Raw genomic sequence first — 16,777 nt, forward strand, 5'->3', positions numbered from 1 at the left:
TAAATCATGGTTAGCAATAAAATCTTGCTCGTAGAGGATGACTCTGAGATCGCTCGACTAACCAAGATGTATCTAGAAGCAGAAGGCTATCTTGTCACTATTGTTGATGATGGCTTGAATGCGTTAGACAGCATCAAAGCGTTTAAACCTGATTTAGTCTTACTCGATCTTATGCTTCCCGGTAAAGACGGCGCGATGATTTGCCAAGAAGCGCGCGATTTTTATCAGGGCGTTATTATTGTGTTGACGGCAACTGATGATGAAATGAGTGAAGTTAGCCTGCTCAAATTCGGTGCTGACGATTACTTAACCAAGCCGATTAAAGGCAATATCCTTCTCGCTCGCATTGAAGCTGCTCTGCGTCGGTATCGTCGTCAAGTGGACATGGTTGAAACCGTGGAATTAAGCCGTTACGGAATTGACTTGTGTACTCGCCGTTCTAAAGCTTTTTATTTGGAACAAGATATAGACTTAACTGACTCTGAGTTTGAAATACTCGAACTGTTAATGCTTAACGTTGATAAACCTGTCTCGCGGGAATCTTGTTGTCGATTAGCAAGAGGCATCGAGTATTGCATTACTGATCGTTCGATTGATATGCGAATCTCTTCCTTAAGAAAGAAGTTTTCCAAAGCCCATATTCATACTGCTACCATTAAAACTGTCCGTAACCGAGGTTACATGCTGACGGGTAAATAACGATGTTCTCGACGTTTACTCGTTTATACGTAGGTATCATTTCTGGGTTAGCTCTGACGATCACTTTGTTCATTTTTATGGGTGAAGAGTTCATGCGCAAAACGGAAGTGGGGATATTTCTCGAAGACGGTGCTTACTTTGTTGATCAGTACATAGAGCAACGTGGGACAGAAGACTCGCTTTACAAAAACCTCACCGAAAAAGGAAAACAAGATTTCTTTATCTTCGACCTGACTTTGCTTCATGATTGGGATGGCTCAGCACCGTGCCACCATTGCGAATTGTTGTATCACTTACAAGGTATTCCCGTTTATTTGGTTGATGATACGTTGTACGCCGCCGTTTTTCCTCTGCCCAACACATCAGAAAGCTTAGTCTTTAAAGAGAAAGGTGATTTTTTCAGTCCCGATATAGATTGGGACGAGGATTCAGAGATCATCTTCGTCGTAACATTGATTATCGCCGTGATTCTTAGCTTAGGCGTGATGGTTTATATTCCGGTTCGAAAGTTGGAAAATCAGATTCGTCATTTAACTGCGACTCAACAACAGTTTGGCGCGGGAGAACTGAGTAAGCGCGTTGAGCTTAAGGATTTCTCCGCTCCAATACGCGAATTGGCTTGTGGTTTTAATACCATGGCGGAAGACATTGAAAGACAGGTTCGACAGAGTGTGATTTTCACTCAAGCTATTCCTCATGAAGTGCGTACACCATTAAGCCGTATTCAGCTCGCGACCGATTTAGCACGACGTTGTGAGGGGGCGCAGCAAGCTGAATTGCATGATGATATTGAACGGTATGTCGACGTAGTCAACCATCTCACCTCCGATATTGTGATGTTATCTCGATTGAATTCGAATAATCATTTGATGAACGAAACGTATGAGTTGGTGCACTTACCTCAATGGCTAAAACATCGACTGCACTATCATGATTTAGGGGCAGTGCTGTTGTTGGCTGAAGAAGCAAAAGAAGACCCTATGATTGGTTTGCAACCGACGCTAGGAAATTTGGTTATTGATAACTTGCTGCAAAACGCCAAGCGATATGGTGACGGTAATGTGACTGTGACGCTGAGACAGGTTGAGCATTTTTGGATAGTTGATATTGAAGATGATGGGCCTGGTATACCAGAAGAGAAAAGAGAGGAAATATTTTTGCCGTTTTCTCGATTGGATAAAAGCCGTAACGCTGATATCAAAGGATTCGGGTTGGGCCTCGCGATAACAACCAGCGCCGCGAGGCTGCTCCACTGGGATCTTTCTGTTGGAGAAAGTCACTTAGGTGGCGCGCGATTTACCGTGCTTATTCCGACCAGCGATTAGGGTAGGCTTGGCGGTAATCGGGCGATTGAATACCCTCATATAAATCGTTACACGGTTCAAGTGGGCCTACAACCGTTCGGTACGGTAATACGCCAGCCCAAACGGGAATATCCATGTCTTCTGAATCGTCGTTGACGCCAAAATTGCTTATTTTTACCGATGCTTCGGTCAGTGGAATACGCAGTAGCATGGTGGCTTTGAGTTCTTTCTCATTACTCAAACGAACTTCTTCCGTTCTCCCCGGAGCGATCTGTTCGATAAAGTGATTCAGTAACCTGTCTTTCTCTAGGTTATTCTCCACCATCTCAAATTGCCCAAAGACCACGGCACTACGATAATGCGCGCTATGGTGAAACGCACTTCGAGCCAATACCCAACCATCAAACAAAGTAAAGGTAAGGCACGTTTGCACTCCTTGTTTGAGTGAGCGTAACAATCGACTGTTGTTGGCACCATGGATATACAGGTAATCATCGACACGCCATGCCAACATGGGGATGACTACAGGGCCAGACTCGTTTGTTATTGCAATATGAGCGATCAGGCTTTCATCTATGATGGCGTGCAGTTTGCTAACATCAGAGACGGCTTTATGTACGCCTTTCTTAATTTCCGTTCTATTAGTATTGGATAACATTTTCTCTCCTTATTTGCTCCTCAGTCTTTGATTGCAATGTAGCGTTTAACTGGTAGCTTAAAGAGAGCCAGTTTTAACTAATGGATGGATCCAGTTTGTCTTTGATTGATATCGGTGACCTGCATTTAAAAGAAAGTGATGGAACGCGTCAGCAAGCGTTGTTTTTTGCTATCCGCGAGAAGATTGTTCAAGGATTGTGGGCGAAGAATGGCAAGCTACCCTCTACACGAAAACTATCACAAGAGCTTCATCTCAGCAGGAATACCGTGATTTCTGCCTACGAGCAGCTAGTGGCGGAAGGGTATTTGAATAGTCAAAAAGGTTCAGGCTTTTATGTTGCCGTAGAACTGCCGGAGCAGTATTTACCTGAGCCTAGTTCAATCAAGACGGACTCTTCACCGAAAACCAACTTTGACATCAACCGCGCATTTGCTCCGGGGGTGCCTGATTTGGAGGCGTTTCCGATGGCGCAATGGCAAAAGTTACTTGCTCGCCATCTCTCCCGTTCCTGTTTGCTCGGCAATCAAGATATCCAGGGCAGTTGGGCATTACGCTGTGCTTTAGCTGACTACCTTGCATCAAGCCGCTCTGTGAATTGCTCCCCAGAGCGCATCATTATTACCTCTGGGGCGCAGCAGGCGTTGTCGATTGCGACGATGGTTGTTCTCAAGCAAGGTGATAAGGTTCTGATGGAGCAACCGGGCTACGCACAAATGCGTAAGTTGATTCAATTTCAGCAGTATCAATTTGAGCCTTTGTTCGTACGAGAGAAACTAGGTTTTGATGTGGAAGCGGTGACCACAAGTGATGCCGATGCGCTGTATATCACCCCAAGTAATCAATATCCGATGGGCACCACACTCAATACCGAGCAAAGAGGAAAGATCATCAACTGGGCAGTTGAGCAATCACGTTGGATCATCGAGGACGATTATGACAGCGAATTCCAGTTTGCTCATCGCCCCTATACCAGCCTACAAGGGCTAGCGGCTCAAATGGGTCGAGATGATCGCGTGTTGTATGTGGGTTCTTTCAGTAAAGTGATGTTTAACGGATTGCGGCTTGGCTACCTTGTGGTTCCTGAACGTTTAGTGGAACAATGTTTGGTGGTTAAAGATGCGTTAAGTGGTGATTCACCTACGCACGCACAAGAAGCGTTGGCAGATTTTATCACTGAAGGTGGGTTATTGCGTCATATCCGAAAAATGCGCCGACTGTACAAAATTAAGCATGAACAAATGTGTTTGGGGGTTGAAAAGCACTTTGGCGATAGAGTTGCGGTGATCAGTCAGGCTGCTGGTCTCCATATTACTTTAAAGTGGCAGCAGGGAATTGATGAACATGAATGGACGCAGCGCGCTCAGTCAAAAGGTATTGTGCTGCGTCCGATGAGTTTTTATGAGCATTCAGGTTTTAGAACGCGAGATTGGCAAGGCGCTGTACTAGGCTATGGCAATGTCGCGTTAGTAGATATTGATGCGTTGGTTGAGCAACTCTCTCAGTTGTTTGAATAAGGAGTAGGGTCTTATTCAGTTACCCGTCTAGTGTGCTTTTTTCGCCATTGCCTCCACGGTAAAGAGAGCACGGCAAAAATAGTAACGGCGTAGAGCATAGACCAACCCAAACAAATGAATACTGCTGTACACAGTACAAGAGAAATTCCCGCGAGGATCTTTCCCCAACCTTGTAGCAATTTGTAAGCAGCAAGCATTGCCAATAGATAGACCAGAACAAAAATACCATTCGCGAGTTTGAGGAAAAACTCCAGATCTAAACCAGATAGTGACCCAATAACGCACGAAACTAGCAAAATAACACCAACAACGAGAGTGGCATTTGCTGGAACGCCTCGAACCGACACTCTCGCGATAGCGCTGGTTGGCTTGTGTTCTCTTGCTTGCGCCCATACCATTCGAGAAAGGCTTTGCGTATAAAGGTTTACGCTGGCAAAGCATGCAGAAAAGCCAACCACGCTGATTATCCATTTAGCGTTTTCACCAAATAGGTGGGCGCTCAGCCAAGGGATCGATGCACTATCGAATTGGGCATTGCCGTAAGCACCAAATTTTAGAATGACGACCGAACATGCCCAGTAAGTGATTCCTGCAACAAAACAACCAACGATGATGGCAATCGGGAAGTCCCGTTGTGGGTTCTTAAACTCTTCGCCCATATGAGCAAAAGCTTCTATTCCAACAAAACACCAGAACATCACGCCCAAAGCCGCTGCAATCGACCAAGTTGAATCCATCGTAATGACAGGCATGGTTAAATCGGCAGAACCAACATCGCCTTTCCACAGAAATGCACCGACCAGAGCAAAAATGCTCAGTGCGATAATGGTTTGTAAGCGACCAGAAGATTTTGTGCCGAGCAAGTTGACCACCATTAACAGAGCGACCGTGAGAATTTGAGCGAAAAGGTGATTACTAATGGACTCTGGTAACAGTTGTTGTAAAAAGCCTGCAGCAAGTGCGACAGCAGCAGGCACACCAACAGGAATAACGCTAACGAACAACCACGCCACGCTGCTTTCTAGCTTACTATTAAAGGCTTTACGGACGAAAAATGCTGTACCACCAGCACTTGGATAGCGTTTGCCTAACTGAGCGAAGGTAAGCGCGATAGGGCAAATGGCAATGAATAAAATAATCCAAGCCCAAAGTGAGAAGTGACCTGCAATGCCAGCGGCAATCGCTGGGATCATAAATAGACCCGTGCCCATTAAGGTAGTTGAGAGCTGACCGATTCCGGATATCAGCGTAATGTCTTTTTTGAGTTGTTCCATAACGACCTCTGAACGTCTAGGTAATGCGAGCCACAAGCATATCTAAATTCTGCACAGCAAAATGATGTTGTCGACCGTCAAAATGACGGTTGTTTTGCCGATAAACCGCAAATTGTCGGTTTTCAATAAGTTGTAATTGAGTAGAATGGCAAAATTAAGGAAAGCTTGGTGATGTTATGGACAAATTTGATCATCAGATCATAGACCTATTACGGCAGAACGCCCGTCTCTCTATTACTGAAATCTCAGAGCAAGTTAGCCTGTCACGTTCAGCTGTGACAGCTCGGATCAAAAAGCTTGAAAATGACCAAGTCATCCTTGGCTATCATGCCGATATTGCGATATCTAAAGAGTCGACGATTTGTGCTTACATGGCACTCAAATTTGATACCTCCGCTTCTAGCCATCATTGCGACAATTACGCTAATGACCTGTATAAAATCGATGGTGTTAAATGGTGTCACGCTATTAGTGGTGAAACCGATATGATGCTGTTTGTCGAAGTGCCTAATATCGCGCGTCTCAACGAGATTCGAGATTATATCCAAAGCTATCCAGAGCTTCGTAACGTGATGACACATACCGTGTTAACGGAGTTTTTCAATACCACAGGGAGTAAGTTTGTAAAATGAACGAAAAAGACATCGTCCTCAATTTTTGGAACGTAATGGCAAGCAATGACTTCTATGCGGCGGCAGAGTGTTTGTCAGCTGACTGCGCCGTGATTTGGCCATTAACTAAAGAAGTGATTCGAGGTAGAAAAAACTTTGCAGAGCTCAATTCAGCTTATCCTGCGGACGGGAAATGGACCTTTACTATCGAACGCATCGTGGCTGATGCTGATCAAGTCGTTACCGATGTAATCGTTAGTGATGGTGTACGTTCGGATAGGGTAATTACTTTTCATACTGTCCGTGATGGCCTGATTTGCAAACAAGTGGAATACTGGCCGGAAGATTACGCCGCGGCAGATTGGCGTGCTCAATGGGTTGAGCGTGCTGAATAACATCAACCTGAATCTACTGCGCTCTTTACATGTCCTACTTGAAGAGTGCCATGTGAGCAGAACTGCTGAGCGTTTGTACATCACCCAATCGGCGGTAAGCCGTCAATTAGCGCAGTTACGTGAATTGTGCGGTGACCCTTTATTGGTTCGACAGGGTAACCAACTGATCCCAACACCAAGAGCATTGCTTCTAAAAGAGAAGTTAGATGACTTGTTAGCGGAATTCGATCACCTTCTCGATGACAAGCCTTTTGAACCTGAGGATTGGAAAGCGGAGTTAGTATTTGCATCGAGTGATTATGTCGCCCAATACGTCCTCCCTGATATTGCCTCTCATCTGAGTGGCTTTGCTCCTCATTTAGATATGGCGTACCGACTGTGGCAGCCAGATTTTCTAGATAAGCTTCATGAAACTGGTATTCATATCGCGTCTTCCATGTATCCAGAGAAGCCTCAGGGCGTATCCAGTGTGAAGATTGGTGAAGACTCATCAGTTTGTTTGATGAAAGCTTCTCACCCGTTAGCAAAGCAAGACAGCATCAGTGTTGAAGATTTAATTTCTTACTCCCACATTAAAGTCACAGGTGGTGGGGACAAAGATTCGTACACCGATTTAGCATTAAGAGAGCTAGGTCATATGCGTCATATTACGTTCAAAGTGCCTTTCTTCTCTGCTGCCATCAATCGCTTAGTTTCTAGTGAACATCTGATGGTGGTTCCTGAGCATATTGCGGTCAATCTTGCGAAGCATTGGGACTTGGCCCATAAAGCACTGCCTCTCGAAACGCCTATTCATCAGTATTGGTTAATGTGGCATCCAAAATACGATACGGATCCGGCGCATAGATGGGTGCGGGAAGAGATTCGTTCGGTCATGCAGATTTCAGAATATTCCATTCGATAATAAATGCATTATTTAGTTATGATTTGAAATCATGGTTAGTATGAAAAACTTTGATTTCTAATTATACCTGTTCCGTTGATAGATTAGCGTCAAAGAGGGGAGATTCTTATGACACTAACAGTTTGGTTATCACTTTTTACCGTGTGTTTATTAGGGGCAATGTCGCCAGGTCCAAGTTTAGCGATTGTTGCTAAGCACTCGTTAGCTGGTGGCCGCGTGAATGGTTTGGCTACCGCATGGGCGCACGCGTTTGGTATTGGTATTTATGCGTTCATTACCTTGATAGGTTTGGCAGTGGTACTTCAACAAAGCCCATTGCTATTTAAGACAATCAGTTTGGCAGGTGCTGCTTACTTGGCGTATCTCGGTTTCAATGCTTTACGCTCAAAAGGTGGTGTAGCAGCGAAGCTAGAATCTGGTGAAGAGACGACGGTTTTACAATCGGCGCGAGAAGGTTTTCTTATTTCGATTCTAAGCCCGAAAATCGCACTGTTCTTTATTGCATTGTTCAGCCAATTTGTTGCACTAGGTAATGATCTAAGCAACCAAATGATCATCGTCGCGACGCCATTTGTTGTCGATGGTTTGTGGTATACCTTTATTACCTTGGTGTTGTCTAACTCGCGCGTTGTGGACCGTATTCGCTCAAAGGCAGTATTGATTGACCGACTATCCGGCATCGTTTTAATGCTATTGGCGGTGCGAGTGGTTGTGACGATTTAATTAAGCTGAACGCATTGTTTAAAAAGCAGAAAGGCTACCGCGATGGTAGCCTTTCTTGTATATGGCAGACAAAAAAACATCCTAACTCTTAACGAGATAGGGTGTCAGCAAAGAAGGTTGCTCAGGAACATAGGGGGAGTGTGGAACCTTCAGAAACGCTAGCGACGAACTTCTTCAAACTCGCCTTCAATCGCGTCGGATTTGCCCGTATTGAATTCATATTCTTCATGCATTTCTTGCTGCATTTGCTTCACGCGCTTTTCAATACGTTTACCAGTGATCAGGGCTGCGATGGTCAAAGGAATCGCCATGATTAGGCTAAATACCAAAGTAAAAAAGCCAGTAATCAGTGCTAGTGCAGTAACGATAATTCGATTCATAATCATGACCTCTCTTTCAATCTATGGGTTCATATTAGTGCTCTGAACATGAACGAAACATGAATATAGCGTTCAAGTTGGTTAATTAATGTCTGAGGAATGTCAAAGAGTCTTAAAAACGAAAAAACGCCTGAGGTCATCAGGCGTATAAACGGGGAAGAGCTATTAGTAATGCGCGGGGCGCTTATTATTAAAAACAAATGCTGCGGTGCTACTCGTTACCTATTGTGGTTAACGTTGTGGAGCAAGGTTTCACCTTATCGAGGGAATGTTTGGTAACGAACACCCATCATTTGTTCCATACAGTGCACAACTTGGCAGCTGTAACCGAATTCGTTGTCGTACCAGATGTACAATACACAACGCTTGTCTTGTGCGATGGTCGCTTGTCCGTCCACCACTCCTGCGTGACGAGATCCAACTAGGTCGCTTGATACGATTTCTGTCGAATCTGTGTAATCTATTTGAGCAGAAAGCTCTGAGTTTAACGCCATTTCACGCAGGTAGTCGTTCAGTGAATCACGGTCTACATCTTCACCTAAGTTTAGGTTTGCAACAGCCATTGATACATTTGGAGTAGGGACGCGAATCGAGTTTCCAGATAACTTACCAGCTAGTTCAGGCAGTGCTTTTGCGACGGCTTTCGCAGCACCTGTTGAAGTGAGAACCATGTTCAAAGAGGCACTGCGACCACGACGATCGCCAGAGTGGAAGTTGTCGATGAGGTTTTGGTCGTTGGTATAAGAGTGTACCGTTTCAATATGACCCGAAAGAACACCATACTTGTCATTTAACGCTTTAAGGACCGGTGTAATGGCGTTGGTTGTACAACTCGCCGCAGAGATGATGGTGTCATCTTCTTGAATCACAGATTCATTCACACCAAATACGACGTTCTTGATTTCACCTTTACCTGGCGCAGTAAGCAGCACCTTTTCTGCCCCGCTACATGCTAGGTGTTGGCTTAGTCCCTCTGCATCACGCCAAACACCGGTGTTATCAACAACAAGTGCATCGTTAATACCGTAAACCGAGTAGTCCACATCACTTGGGTTGTTTGCGTATATGATTTGAATGTAGTTGCCGTTGATGATGAGGGCTTTGCGGTCTTCATCGATAACGATGCTGCCATTGAATTGACCGTGTACAGAGTCACGGCGCAATAGGCTCGCACGTTTTTCAAGGTCGCCTTTTTTACCGCCACGAACCACAATCGCACGCAAACGAAGCGGGTAACCTGGGCCGCTCTTTTCAATCAAGAGGCGAGTCAATAGGCGACCAATGCGACCGAAACCATAAAGAACCACATCACGAGCCGCTAAAGAAGAATCAGCATCACGGGCACCGTGCAAAGCTGTGTGCAAGAAGTCGTTTAGGGCAGAGGTGTCTTCGTGATCTTTCCAGTACATACCAGCAAGCTGGCCAACATCAACACGGCAAGATGAGATGCTCATTTCGCACAACGCTTGAATGATCGGCATGGTTTGTTCAAGAGATAGAGGACTTCCAGTGTAACGTCTTGCAATGCGGTGAGTTTTGAGAATGTCGATGGTGGTGGCGTTGATAAGTGTCTTACCAAAAAGAACTACTTCAATTCCTTTTTGACGATATAGCTTACCAATAAGAGGGGAAATAGATTCAGCAATCGTTTGGCTTGTTTGCCAGTCTTGGAGATATTTCTCTGGACTCATTGTTGTTTCGGACCTTTCACGTTTTGGGGGCTGACCTTACTTTCAGCTGTTACCTCAACGGTAGAGCGTAAAGTGAGGGTGTTATGTAATTGGGTTGTAATAATTATGTGTGCGGATTGTACGGGCGGAGGTCTTATTCTGCTAGGAAAAATAAATCCAGCTTAAAGTGTGGCAAATCGTCTTTTGATTAGTTGATTAATGTGACTAAGGCAGGGTTTTATGGGGATTGACTTTTTACAAATATGAAACTTAATTCGTGATTATAAAGGATCATCTCAAATAGAAAGGTTGCAACAATGATAGTTACCATTTGGAATTTGTGATGTTTGTATTCTTTAACACGAAAATGGTAAACGTCTTATCAACTTTTTAATGACCGTCTAGGGTTCACCAATGGTCTATGTCGATTTAACCAAATCTGTTTAAAAATGATGCTGCAAAATTTTGCAAGCAGTCACACTTTTTGTTCGGTTAACCTTGGTGCAACAAAGGGCGCTAAGTGTTGTTTTTGCCTATTTGAGCAGATAAGCGAAGCAAAAGCGCCAATAAAACGCTTCGCATAAGTTCATATTCAATCTATGAAAGTAGTCTAGTATTAATTCGAGGGCCTTTTCTTAACTCGGGCGAACGGATGATAAAACTTTCTATAAAATTACGTTTAGCTCTACTCGCACTGTTACCTGCGGTGGTTATTTCTGTGTTCGCCGTTCACCAATTTTCTATTAACTCTCAACGAGTAGCCAGACTCAACCAAACCGTCAGTAATATTCAAGGCTTGAAGTTGATTTCTGAAGCATCCCACTTTGTGTATGAGATGGAGAAAGAACGTCATCAATATGGAGAAGAGCAACCTCTTCCGATCGAAGTCAAAGTTCAACGAGACAAAGCCCTCGCGATTTACGACAAGTTCATGCAAAACAGTCACACAGCGGAATATTCCAATGATTTAAAGCAAGCCATGCTAGATGTGATCTCCGGCGACATAAAGGACAGTGTGGATGCAGGAGATTGGTCATTTCGACTATTACAGGAGATGTCTGAGGCATTGGTTCAGCATTACCATCTATTTGACAGTGACGAAGCGCATTGGATGCAAGACTTCATTGCTTACCTCGCACAGCTTTCTTATTGGACGCAAAAAGAGGCGTGGCTGACCTATCGCTTGGTGTTAGAGCCGGAGAGTAAGCCCAATCAAGGCATGTTTTTCCAATCAATTGAGCGGCAGCAGCAAAGTTTGGAAGGGTTCATAAAGCTGGGGGCTTCAAATGAGCAAGTTGAGAAACTACTGGGCCTGTACACATCGCCGCGCTATCTTTCTAGCATTGAAGCTCGTGGGCGTTTGATGGCAGGTGAGTTATCGCAATCGGATTATGTAACTTACCTTAGAGACCTTGACCACCGCGTACAACGCTTACAAGTAATGACGGCAGGGTTCACTCAACAAGTCGAGAGTGCATTGTTAGTACAAGTCAGTTCGCAAAAACAAAGCATCACGCTGATGACGTCGGGAGTCATGGTCATCATCGTCTTATTGTGTTGGCTGGGGTTTGGTACTTGGTATCGAGTGCACAGCAAACTGGACTCTATCATTCACTCTCTCAACACGCTCATCCATGAACACGTTAAAGGGGAGAAAGTGGCCGTTGATGGTAATGATGAGTTCACCATTTTCGCGCAGCAAGTCAATCGTATGATGGAAGAGCAAAACCGACAGACAGAAGAGATTCTAAAAACCAAAGAGTCAGCTATCTCGGCTAACAGAGCAAAGTCAGTTTTCCTTGCCAGCATGTCCCATGAAATACGAACCCCATTGAATGGCATTATTGGGATGACGGAGATTCTGTCCCAAAGTGACCTTTCAGTTCATCAGAAAGAAGTCTTAACCGATATCGATACTTCGTCTCATACGTTGCTGACTCTTCTAAACGACATTCTCGATTTATCGAAAATTGAATCTGGTCACTTACAGCTTTCCTTAATCGAGACTGACATTCGCGAGGTCGTTTATCAGTCAATGATTTTGTTTCAATCTAAAGCAACGTCCAAGCAACTGGAACTAAACATTAACCTGGATGAACGTATTCCTCCACGCATTATGGTCGACGATCACCGCATCAAACAGATCATCATGAACCTAGTCTCGAATGCGGTGAAGTTTACTCATGAAGGGCACATTTCTGTCGATGTTGATTACCAAGAATCGACGACGCAAAAGAGCGTTTTCTTAACGTTTAGAGTGACAGATACAGGGATAGGCATTGAGCGAGACAAACTGAATACCATCTTCGAACCTTTTACCCAAGAAGATGAAGGCATCTCGCGTCAGTTTGGTGGTACTGGATTAGGCTTAGCGATTTGTCGTCAATTGGTTGCCATGATGGGCGGCAAATTAACCGCGACATCATCGAAAGGGATAGGAACCCATTTCGAATTCTCAATCGAGGTAGAAGTGCTACCAATTGTTGGTTGGCGTTCAGAATTAATTCGAACGGGCATACTCATCACAGACCAATACCCTTACACCGACCAAATCGTTAAAGAATGCCGTTTAGCAGGAATACAACTTTCAGAGGTTAAGCGCATTGATGATTTGACCTTTTCTTCAAGAGAAGCCGAAGTCATTTTTTACTGCCATGATGGTAAAAGTACATTGGACTCGGCCATCGATGAACTAGAGAAATATGTCGATGTGAGTCGAATCATTGTTTGTCAGCATCATCTCGCTACGACCTATACCAACTCAGAGCGCATTCATGCGGTGTTGACTCAACCCTTCCTTGGTAATCGCTTCAGACATGCCATTGATGAGCTTGCTCAAGTCGAACAGAATAATAAAAGTTACGACGTCACGGCGTCAGCTGTCATTCATAACATTAACCAATCTCGAACTCATCGCCGGATATTGATTGCAGAAGACAATTTGATGAACCAAAAGATTGCCAGTTTCTTTCTTGATAAAGCGGGCTACGATTATTTAATTGCCAGTAATGGACAAGAAGCATTAGAAGCCATTACAAAAGGAGAGCAATTTGATGCGATTCTGATGGATTGCATGATGCCTGTGATGGATGGCTTAACCGCCACAAAAGAGATACGTCGTTGGGAAAAAGAAGTGGGCAGCGATAAGATCACCATTATCGCTTTGACCGCGAGCGTACTAGAGGAAGACATTCAGAACTGCTTTGCGGCGGGGATGGATGCATACTTACCGAAACCTTACAAATCGAACCAACTATTTGAGTTGTTTAATGAACTAAAGCTTGCTTAAATCGCTCTGATGGGCCCTATGGCTACCGAACGATAATGAAAAAAGGAAGTAACATGTTCAAACTTGCTGTTATTGGAACTAACTGGATCTCCCAACAATTTGTTGAAGCGGCCATTCAAAGTAAAGAATTTTGCCTACAAGCGGTGTATTCACGTGATATTGATAAGGCACGTTCGTTTGGTGAACCTTATAGCGCAGCGTCTTATTACGATAGTTTAGAATCCTTAAGTAAAGACTCAGATATCGATGCGGTCTACATTGCTAGCCCTAACTCTTTTCATGCGCCTCAAGCTATTCAAATGCTAAACGCTGGTAAGCATGTCATTTGTGAAAAGCCCATGGCGTCTAACTATCCTTTGACACAAGCCATGTTTAAGGCTGCAGAAGCAAATGGCGTGGTGCTGTTCGAGGCCTTCATGTCGCCATACACACCAAACTTCCAAGTGTTGAAAGACAGCTTACCGACGATTGCCCCTATTCGTCATGCAACGATTAGCTACTGCCAATACTCCTCTCGTTACCAGAAATACCTAAACGGTGAAAACCCAAATACCTTCAACCCAGAGTTCTCTAATGGCTCAATCATGGACATTGGTTATTACTGTGTTGGTTCTGCGATTGAACTGTTTGGTGAGCCGAATAGTGTTCAAGCAAGTGCTCACATCTTATCATCAGGCGTAGATGGTTGTGGCAGCGTAACACTGGCGTACGATGGCTTTAATGTGAACCTATTACACTCTAAGGTGAGTGATTCACTCATTCCAAGTGAATTTCAAGGTGAGCGGGGTAGTGTGATTGTCGATATGATTGCGACAGGTCGTGGTGTTGAACGCATTCCGCGCGGTGAAGATAAAGAAGCCCTAACGCTGCCGCAAGAAGAGAACCACATGTTCTATGAAGCTCAAGCCTTTGCTAAACAACTTAAACTGGGTGTGATGGATGATCAAATGAAGCAGCGTTCATTGACCGTTGCAAAAGTACTGACCGAAGTAAGAAGGCAAACTGGCGTGGTTTTCCCTGCTGATAAGATGTCTTTACTTAGTTGAGGTTAGTTCGTTCAACTTCTCGTTTTTAAAACAACAAAGCCCTCGCCGTTGAAGTGAGGGCTTTGTTTTTCGGCGTTACTCGAAAGCGTCGTTACATTGAGACTTGTTGAGCTGAGAGCTTATTAATGGTTTTTTGGTACGTAATATAAGCCGCGATTCCAGCCATAAGGTTACCAATACAAGCGCCAATCAGTAGACCTTGAATGCCTCCCACCTGAGCCCCTACCCATAGACACGGTAGGAAGAACAAAAACAGGCGCAGGGCTGAGATGGTTAGTGCGGTATAAGATTTCCCCAGTGCGTTACAAATCGACACCATCAACATGCACACCCCAAGTGAACCTAAACTGATTGGGACAATCATCAAGTGCATGTGCAAGACTTGTTCTACTTGAGTATCACTTGTCATAAGTAAGGCGAGTGGGTTAGCTGCGGCAAAGGTTACTAGCGCAATCAACAACTGGAAACCAAGGATGAACTTAACGGCAATAGACACCAATGCGCGAATGTCGGTGTAGTTTTTCGCACCTAATAAGCGTCCGACCATCGGCGGCATTGACATGGTTAACGCCAATACCGATACAATCGCAAAAAATTCATAGCGCGAGCCCAAAGCCCAAGATGCAACTGCCGCCGTACCAAAGCCTGCAAGTAGCTTGGTCGCTAACATAGATGATAGAGGTGGTAGAAGCTGGCTGATCATCGCTGGGCCCATGATATTACCGATGGACGTGATGCTCTTAACCACATTCAAATCCTGCCACTGGAAGGTTGCCCAATGGTTTTTTTGAACACGAGGAGCGACGACCAATATACCGAAACCAAAGGCGATGACGGTGGCAATTGCTGCGCCGTTAATCCCCAAACCAAACGTGAAGATAAACAACGGATCGAGCACTAAGTTCACGCCGCTGGTGACCATCATCATGGTGCCAGGTAGCATGGTGTTGCCATTTGCGCGGCAGATACTGTAGTAGAAATACAGCACCGCACCTACCCAAGAACTCAACAGCCACCAAGGCCAGTAACTGTCGATAATTGGCATTACGGTATCAGGTGCGCTCAACAGTGAGAGAATAGGGTAGCGCAACAACCAAATGAGCAAGCCGAATACTGCTACGCCCACCGATCCGATCATTAAAACCAGACCGCCTAATTGCTTTGCATAGCGGGTATCGTTTGCGCCTAATGCTTTTGAAATTACAGCGGTTGTTGCAATGCCAAGGCCGACTTGAATACCGATAACCACCATTTGAAGTGGTAGAGTAAAGCCCTGTGCAGCGAGAGGCAGCACACCTAGTTGGCCTATGAAGGCGCTGTCGACTAGCTGAAAGCTCATCAACGACAACACACCAAAGAGCATTGGCCATGTCATCGTAAACAGTTGTTTTGCTAGCGTCGGTTGTGCGGTAGAAGAAGTTAAAGGCATAGGAACGTTGAATGTTTTTGGAACTGAAGTTGATTTTATTGTACACAGTGTACAACAAAGAGACAAAAAGAAACCCCGAGCAAGTTATCCCTGCTCGGGGTTGAATTCTGAAACTAATTCGACTTATTTTTTGCCGCTAGTTTGCTTGTCTTCTTCAGTCAGTTCGCGGATACGACGGCTGATGTCACGACGTGCTTTAGAGATTTCTGCACTCTTGATGATGTGATCGTCAACGCGGTCTTCGTAATCAGCTTTCATGTTTTTGATGATCGCTACGATTTCGTCGTGAGTCATTTCAGGTTTGATGTAGTCTAGTAGGTTCTCTAGAAGGTCTACACGCTTACGGTTATCACGAACTTTTTTCTCGTTATCAAGCAGCTCACGTTTTAGTTTGTTTTTACGACGAGCTTGGTTCACGATTTCAAATACGCTACTCATGGTTCCCTTTCCTAATTTGTGAATATCTGACTCGATTAAAGCACAACATCTCGTGGCATAACAGTCTTTAGATCAAACGTGGCGTAGGGTTGAACATTTATCCACCAATTCTGATGTGTTGTTAACACTCGTTACTGAAAAGCTTGGATTATCGTTCACTGAAATGCACCGACTCGTTGTCATAGGAGTTTTGACGCTATATTATCAGCTTTATTAAAGACAATATGATGAAGCTCGAAATGAACTCTGGTAATACTGCGGAGCAAGTCGAAAGCCAAGAAATGGAATCAACCACCGACTCATTGGCAGATAAACTTAAAGCGGCTTACGTTACAGCAAGAACACAACTCGAAATCACAGAAGTCGAACTCAACCGTTCGAAGATAATGATGGTTGATGAGAATGGAAAGATGACCAAAGTGTCGATCTTATCAGAGCATTAA

The 16,777-nt window shown here is 44.5% G+C and carries 16 protein-coding genes; 10 read left to right on the top strand and 6 right to left on the bottom strand.

Features of this window, described 5'->3' with window-relative positions:
- Positions 1-6: 6 nt before the first annotated feature.
- Positions 7-699, top strand: a complete 693-nt coding sequence (locus ITG12_RS17840; protein ID WP_038867340.1) for a response regulator transcription factor — start codon at positions 7-9, stop codon at positions 697-699.
- A gap of 2 nt (positions 700-701) precedes the next feature.
- Positions 702-2,024: an ATP-binding protein gene (locus tag ITG12_RS17845; RefSeq protein ID WP_038877655.1), complete on the top strand. Its 1,323-nt coding sequence runs from the start codon at positions 702-704 to the stop codon at positions 2,022-2,024.
- Here ITG12_RS17845 and ITG12_RS17850 read toward each other — a convergent pair.
- Positions 2,005-2,661 (bottom strand): pyridoxamine 5'-phosphate oxidase family protein, encoded by a 657-nt coding sequence (locus ITG12_RS17850; protein WP_038877652.1) that lies wholly within the window; start codon positions 2,659-2,661, stop codon positions 2,005-2,007. The genes ITG12_RS17845 and ITG12_RS17850 overlap by 20 nt on opposite strands.
- An 80-nt stretch (positions 2,662-2,741) precedes the next feature.
- Here ITG12_RS17850 and ITG12_RS17855 point away from each other — a divergent pair, with 80 nt between their 5' ends.
- The gene (locus tag ITG12_RS17855; protein ID WP_038877649.1) at positions 2,742-4,175 is read left to right on the top strand and encodes a PLP-dependent aminotransferase family protein; all 1,434 of its coding nucleotides are present in this window, start codon (positions 2,742-2,744) and stop codon (positions 4,173-4,175) included.
- Positions 4,176-4,186: 11 nt separating this feature from the next.
- Here ITG12_RS17855 and yjeH read toward each other — a convergent pair whose 3' ends face one another.
- Positions 4,187-5,449, bottom strand: coding sequence for an L-methionine/branched-chain amino acid transporter (gene yjeH / locus ITG12_RS17860; protein WP_038877647.1), 1,263 nt, complete (start codon positions 5,447-5,449; stop codon positions 4,187-4,189).
- A 176-nt stretch (positions 5,450-5,625) separates the two neighbouring features.
- On the opposite strand from yjeH, the gene ITG12_RS17865 reads away from it, so the two are divergent.
- The 4 genes from ITG12_RS17865 (at position 5,626) to ITG12_RS17880 (ending at position 8,082) form a co-directional block, all read left to right on the top strand.
- A complete protein-coding gene (locus ITG12_RS17865) occupies positions 5,626-6,081 on the top strand; it encodes an Lrp/AsnC family transcriptional regulator (protein ID WP_038877644.1) in 456 nt (151 codons plus the stop codon).
- A complete protein-coding gene (locus ITG12_RS17870) occupies positions 6,078-6,455 on the top strand; it encodes a nuclear transport factor 2 family protein (RefSeq protein WP_038877641.1) in 378 nt (125 codons plus the stop codon). The genes ITG12_RS17865 and ITG12_RS17870 overlap by 4 nt, the downstream gene beginning before the upstream one ends.
- Positions 6,445-7,359 carry a LysR family transcriptional regulator gene (locus tag ITG12_RS17875; RefSeq protein WP_038877640.1) on the top strand — a complete coding sequence of 305 codons (915 nt, stop codon included), beginning with the start codon at positions 6,445-6,447 and terminating at the stop codon, positions 7,357-7,359. Before ITG12_RS17870 ends, ITG12_RS17875 begins: the two co-directional genes overlap by 11 nt.
- Before the next feature lie 108 nt (positions 7,360-7,467).
- Entirely contained in the window at positions 7,468-8,082 is a 615-nt protein-coding gene (locus tag ITG12_RS17880; protein WP_005433441.1) for a LysE family translocator, read from the top strand.
- 158 nt (positions 8,083-8,240) lie between these two features.
- Here the strand turns inward: ITG12_RS17880 and ITG12_RS17885 are convergent, their stop codons facing one another.
- Together ITG12_RS17885 and ITG12_RS17890 are read right to left on the bottom strand one after the other, a co-directional pair.
- Positions 8,241-8,462, bottom strand: coding sequence for a hypothetical protein (locus ITG12_RS17885; protein ID WP_005442428.1), 222 nt, complete (start codon positions 8,460-8,462; stop codon positions 8,241-8,243).
- Positions 8,463-8,719: 257 nt separating this feature from the next.
- Positions 8,720-10,153, bottom strand: coding sequence for a glyceraldehyde-3-phosphate dehydrogenase (locus tag ITG12_RS17890; protein WP_038877638.1), 1,434 nt, complete (start codon positions 10,151-10,153; stop codon positions 8,720-8,722).
- 631 nt (positions 10,154-10,784) lie between these two features.
- Between ITG12_RS17890 and ITG12_RS17895 the strand changes: the two genes are divergently transcribed.
- Both ITG12_RS17895 and ITG12_RS17900 read left to right on the top strand, forming a co-directional pair.
- Complete coding sequence (locus tag ITG12_RS17895) at positions 10,785-13,421, top strand: ATP-binding protein (protein ID WP_038877636.1); 2,637 nt, start codon at positions 10,785-10,787, stop codon at positions 13,419-13,421.
- A gap of 53 nt (positions 13,422-13,474) precedes the next feature.
- Positions 13,475-14,467: a Gfo/Idh/MocA family oxidoreductase gene (locus ITG12_RS17900; RefSeq protein WP_104026547.1), complete on the top strand. Its 993-nt coding sequence runs from the start codon at positions 13,475-13,477 to the stop codon at positions 14,465-14,467.
- 91 nt (positions 14,468-14,558) lie between these two features.
- Here the strand turns inward: ITG12_RS17900 and ITG12_RS17905 are convergent, their stop codons facing one another.
- Together ITG12_RS17905 and ITG12_RS17910 are read right to left on the bottom strand one after the other, a co-directional pair.
- The gene (locus tag ITG12_RS17905; RefSeq protein ID WP_038877631.1) at positions 14,559-15,896 is read right to left on the bottom strand and encodes an MATE family efflux transporter; all 1,338 of its coding nucleotides are present in this window, start codon (positions 15,894-15,896) and stop codon (positions 14,559-14,561) included.
- A gap of 123 nt (positions 15,897-16,019) precedes the next feature.
- Complete coding sequence (locus tag ITG12_RS17910; protein ID WP_005373603.1) at positions 16,020-16,334, bottom strand: DUF496 family protein; 315 nt, start codon at positions 16,332-16,334, stop codon at positions 16,020-16,022.
- Between the two features lie 227 nt (positions 16,335-16,561).
- Here ITG12_RS17910 and ITG12_RS17915 point away from each other — a divergent pair, with 227 nt between their 5' ends.
- On the top strand, positions 16,562-16,777 hold the full coding sequence (locus ITG12_RS17915; RefSeq protein WP_042604483.1) for a hypothetical protein: 216 nt from the start codon (positions 16,562-16,564) through the stop codon (positions 16,775-16,777).

It is taken from the genome of Vibrio sp. ED002 (assembly GCF_023277445.1).
Classification (GTDB): Bacteria; Pseudomonadota; Gammaproteobacteria; order Enterobacterales; family Vibrionaceae; genus Vibrio; species Vibrio jasicida.

Coding starts and splice junctions, on each gene's coding strand:
- ITG12_RS17855 (WP_038877649.1), top strand. CDS start 2,742: ATGGATGGATCCAGTTTGTCTTTGATTGATATCGGTGACCTGCATTTA.
- yjeH (WP_038877647.1), bottom strand. CDS start 5,449: ATGGAACAACTCAAAAAAGACATTACGCTGATATCCGGAATCGGTCAG.
- ITG12_RS17850 (WP_038877652.1), bottom strand. CDS start 2,661: ATGTTATCCAATACTAATAGAACGGAAATTAAGAAAGGCGTACATAAA.
- ITG12_RS17890 (WP_038877638.1), bottom strand. CDS start 10,153: ATGAGTCCAGAGAAATATCTCCAAGACTGGCAAACAAGCCAAACGATT.
- ITG12_RS17905 (WP_038877631.1), bottom strand. CDS start 15,896: ATGCCTTTAACTTCTTCTACCGCACAACCGACGCTAGCAAAACAACTG.
- ITG12_RS17840 (WP_038867340.1), top strand. CDS start 7: ATGGTTAGCAATAAAATCTTGCTCGTAGAGGATGACTCTGAGATCGCT.
- ITG12_RS17895 (WP_038877636.1), top strand. CDS start 10,785: ATGATAAAACTTTCTATAAAATTACGTTTAGCTCTACTCGCACTGTTA.
- ITG12_RS17885 (WP_005442428.1), bottom strand. CDS start 8,462: ATGAATCGAATTATCGTTACTGCACTAGCACTGATTACTGGCTTTTTT.
- ITG12_RS17845 (WP_038877655.1), top strand. CDS start 702: ATGTTCTCGACGTTTACTCGTTTATACGTAGGTATCATTTCTGGGTTA.
- ITG12_RS17910 (WP_005373603.1), bottom strand. CDS start 16,334: ATGAGTAGCGTATTTGAAATCGTGAACCAAGCTCGTCGTAAAAACAAA.
- ITG12_RS17915 (WP_042604483.1), top strand. CDS start 16,562: ATGAAGCTCGAAATGAACTCTGGTAATACTGCGGAGCAAGTCGAAAGC.
- ITG12_RS17880 (WP_005433441.1), top strand. CDS start 7,468: ATGACACTAACAGTTTGGTTATCACTTTTTACCGTGTGTTTATTAGGG.
- ITG12_RS17865 (WP_038877644.1), top strand. CDS start 5,626: ATGGACAAATTTGATCATCAGATCATAGACCTATTACGGCAGAACGCC.
- ITG12_RS17900 (WP_104026547.1), top strand. CDS start 13,475: ATGTTCAAACTTGCTGTTATTGGAACTAACTGGATCTCCCAACAATTT.
- ITG12_RS17870 (WP_038877641.1), top strand. CDS start 6,078: ATGAACGAAAAAGACATCGTCCTCAATTTTTGGAACGTAATGGCAAGC.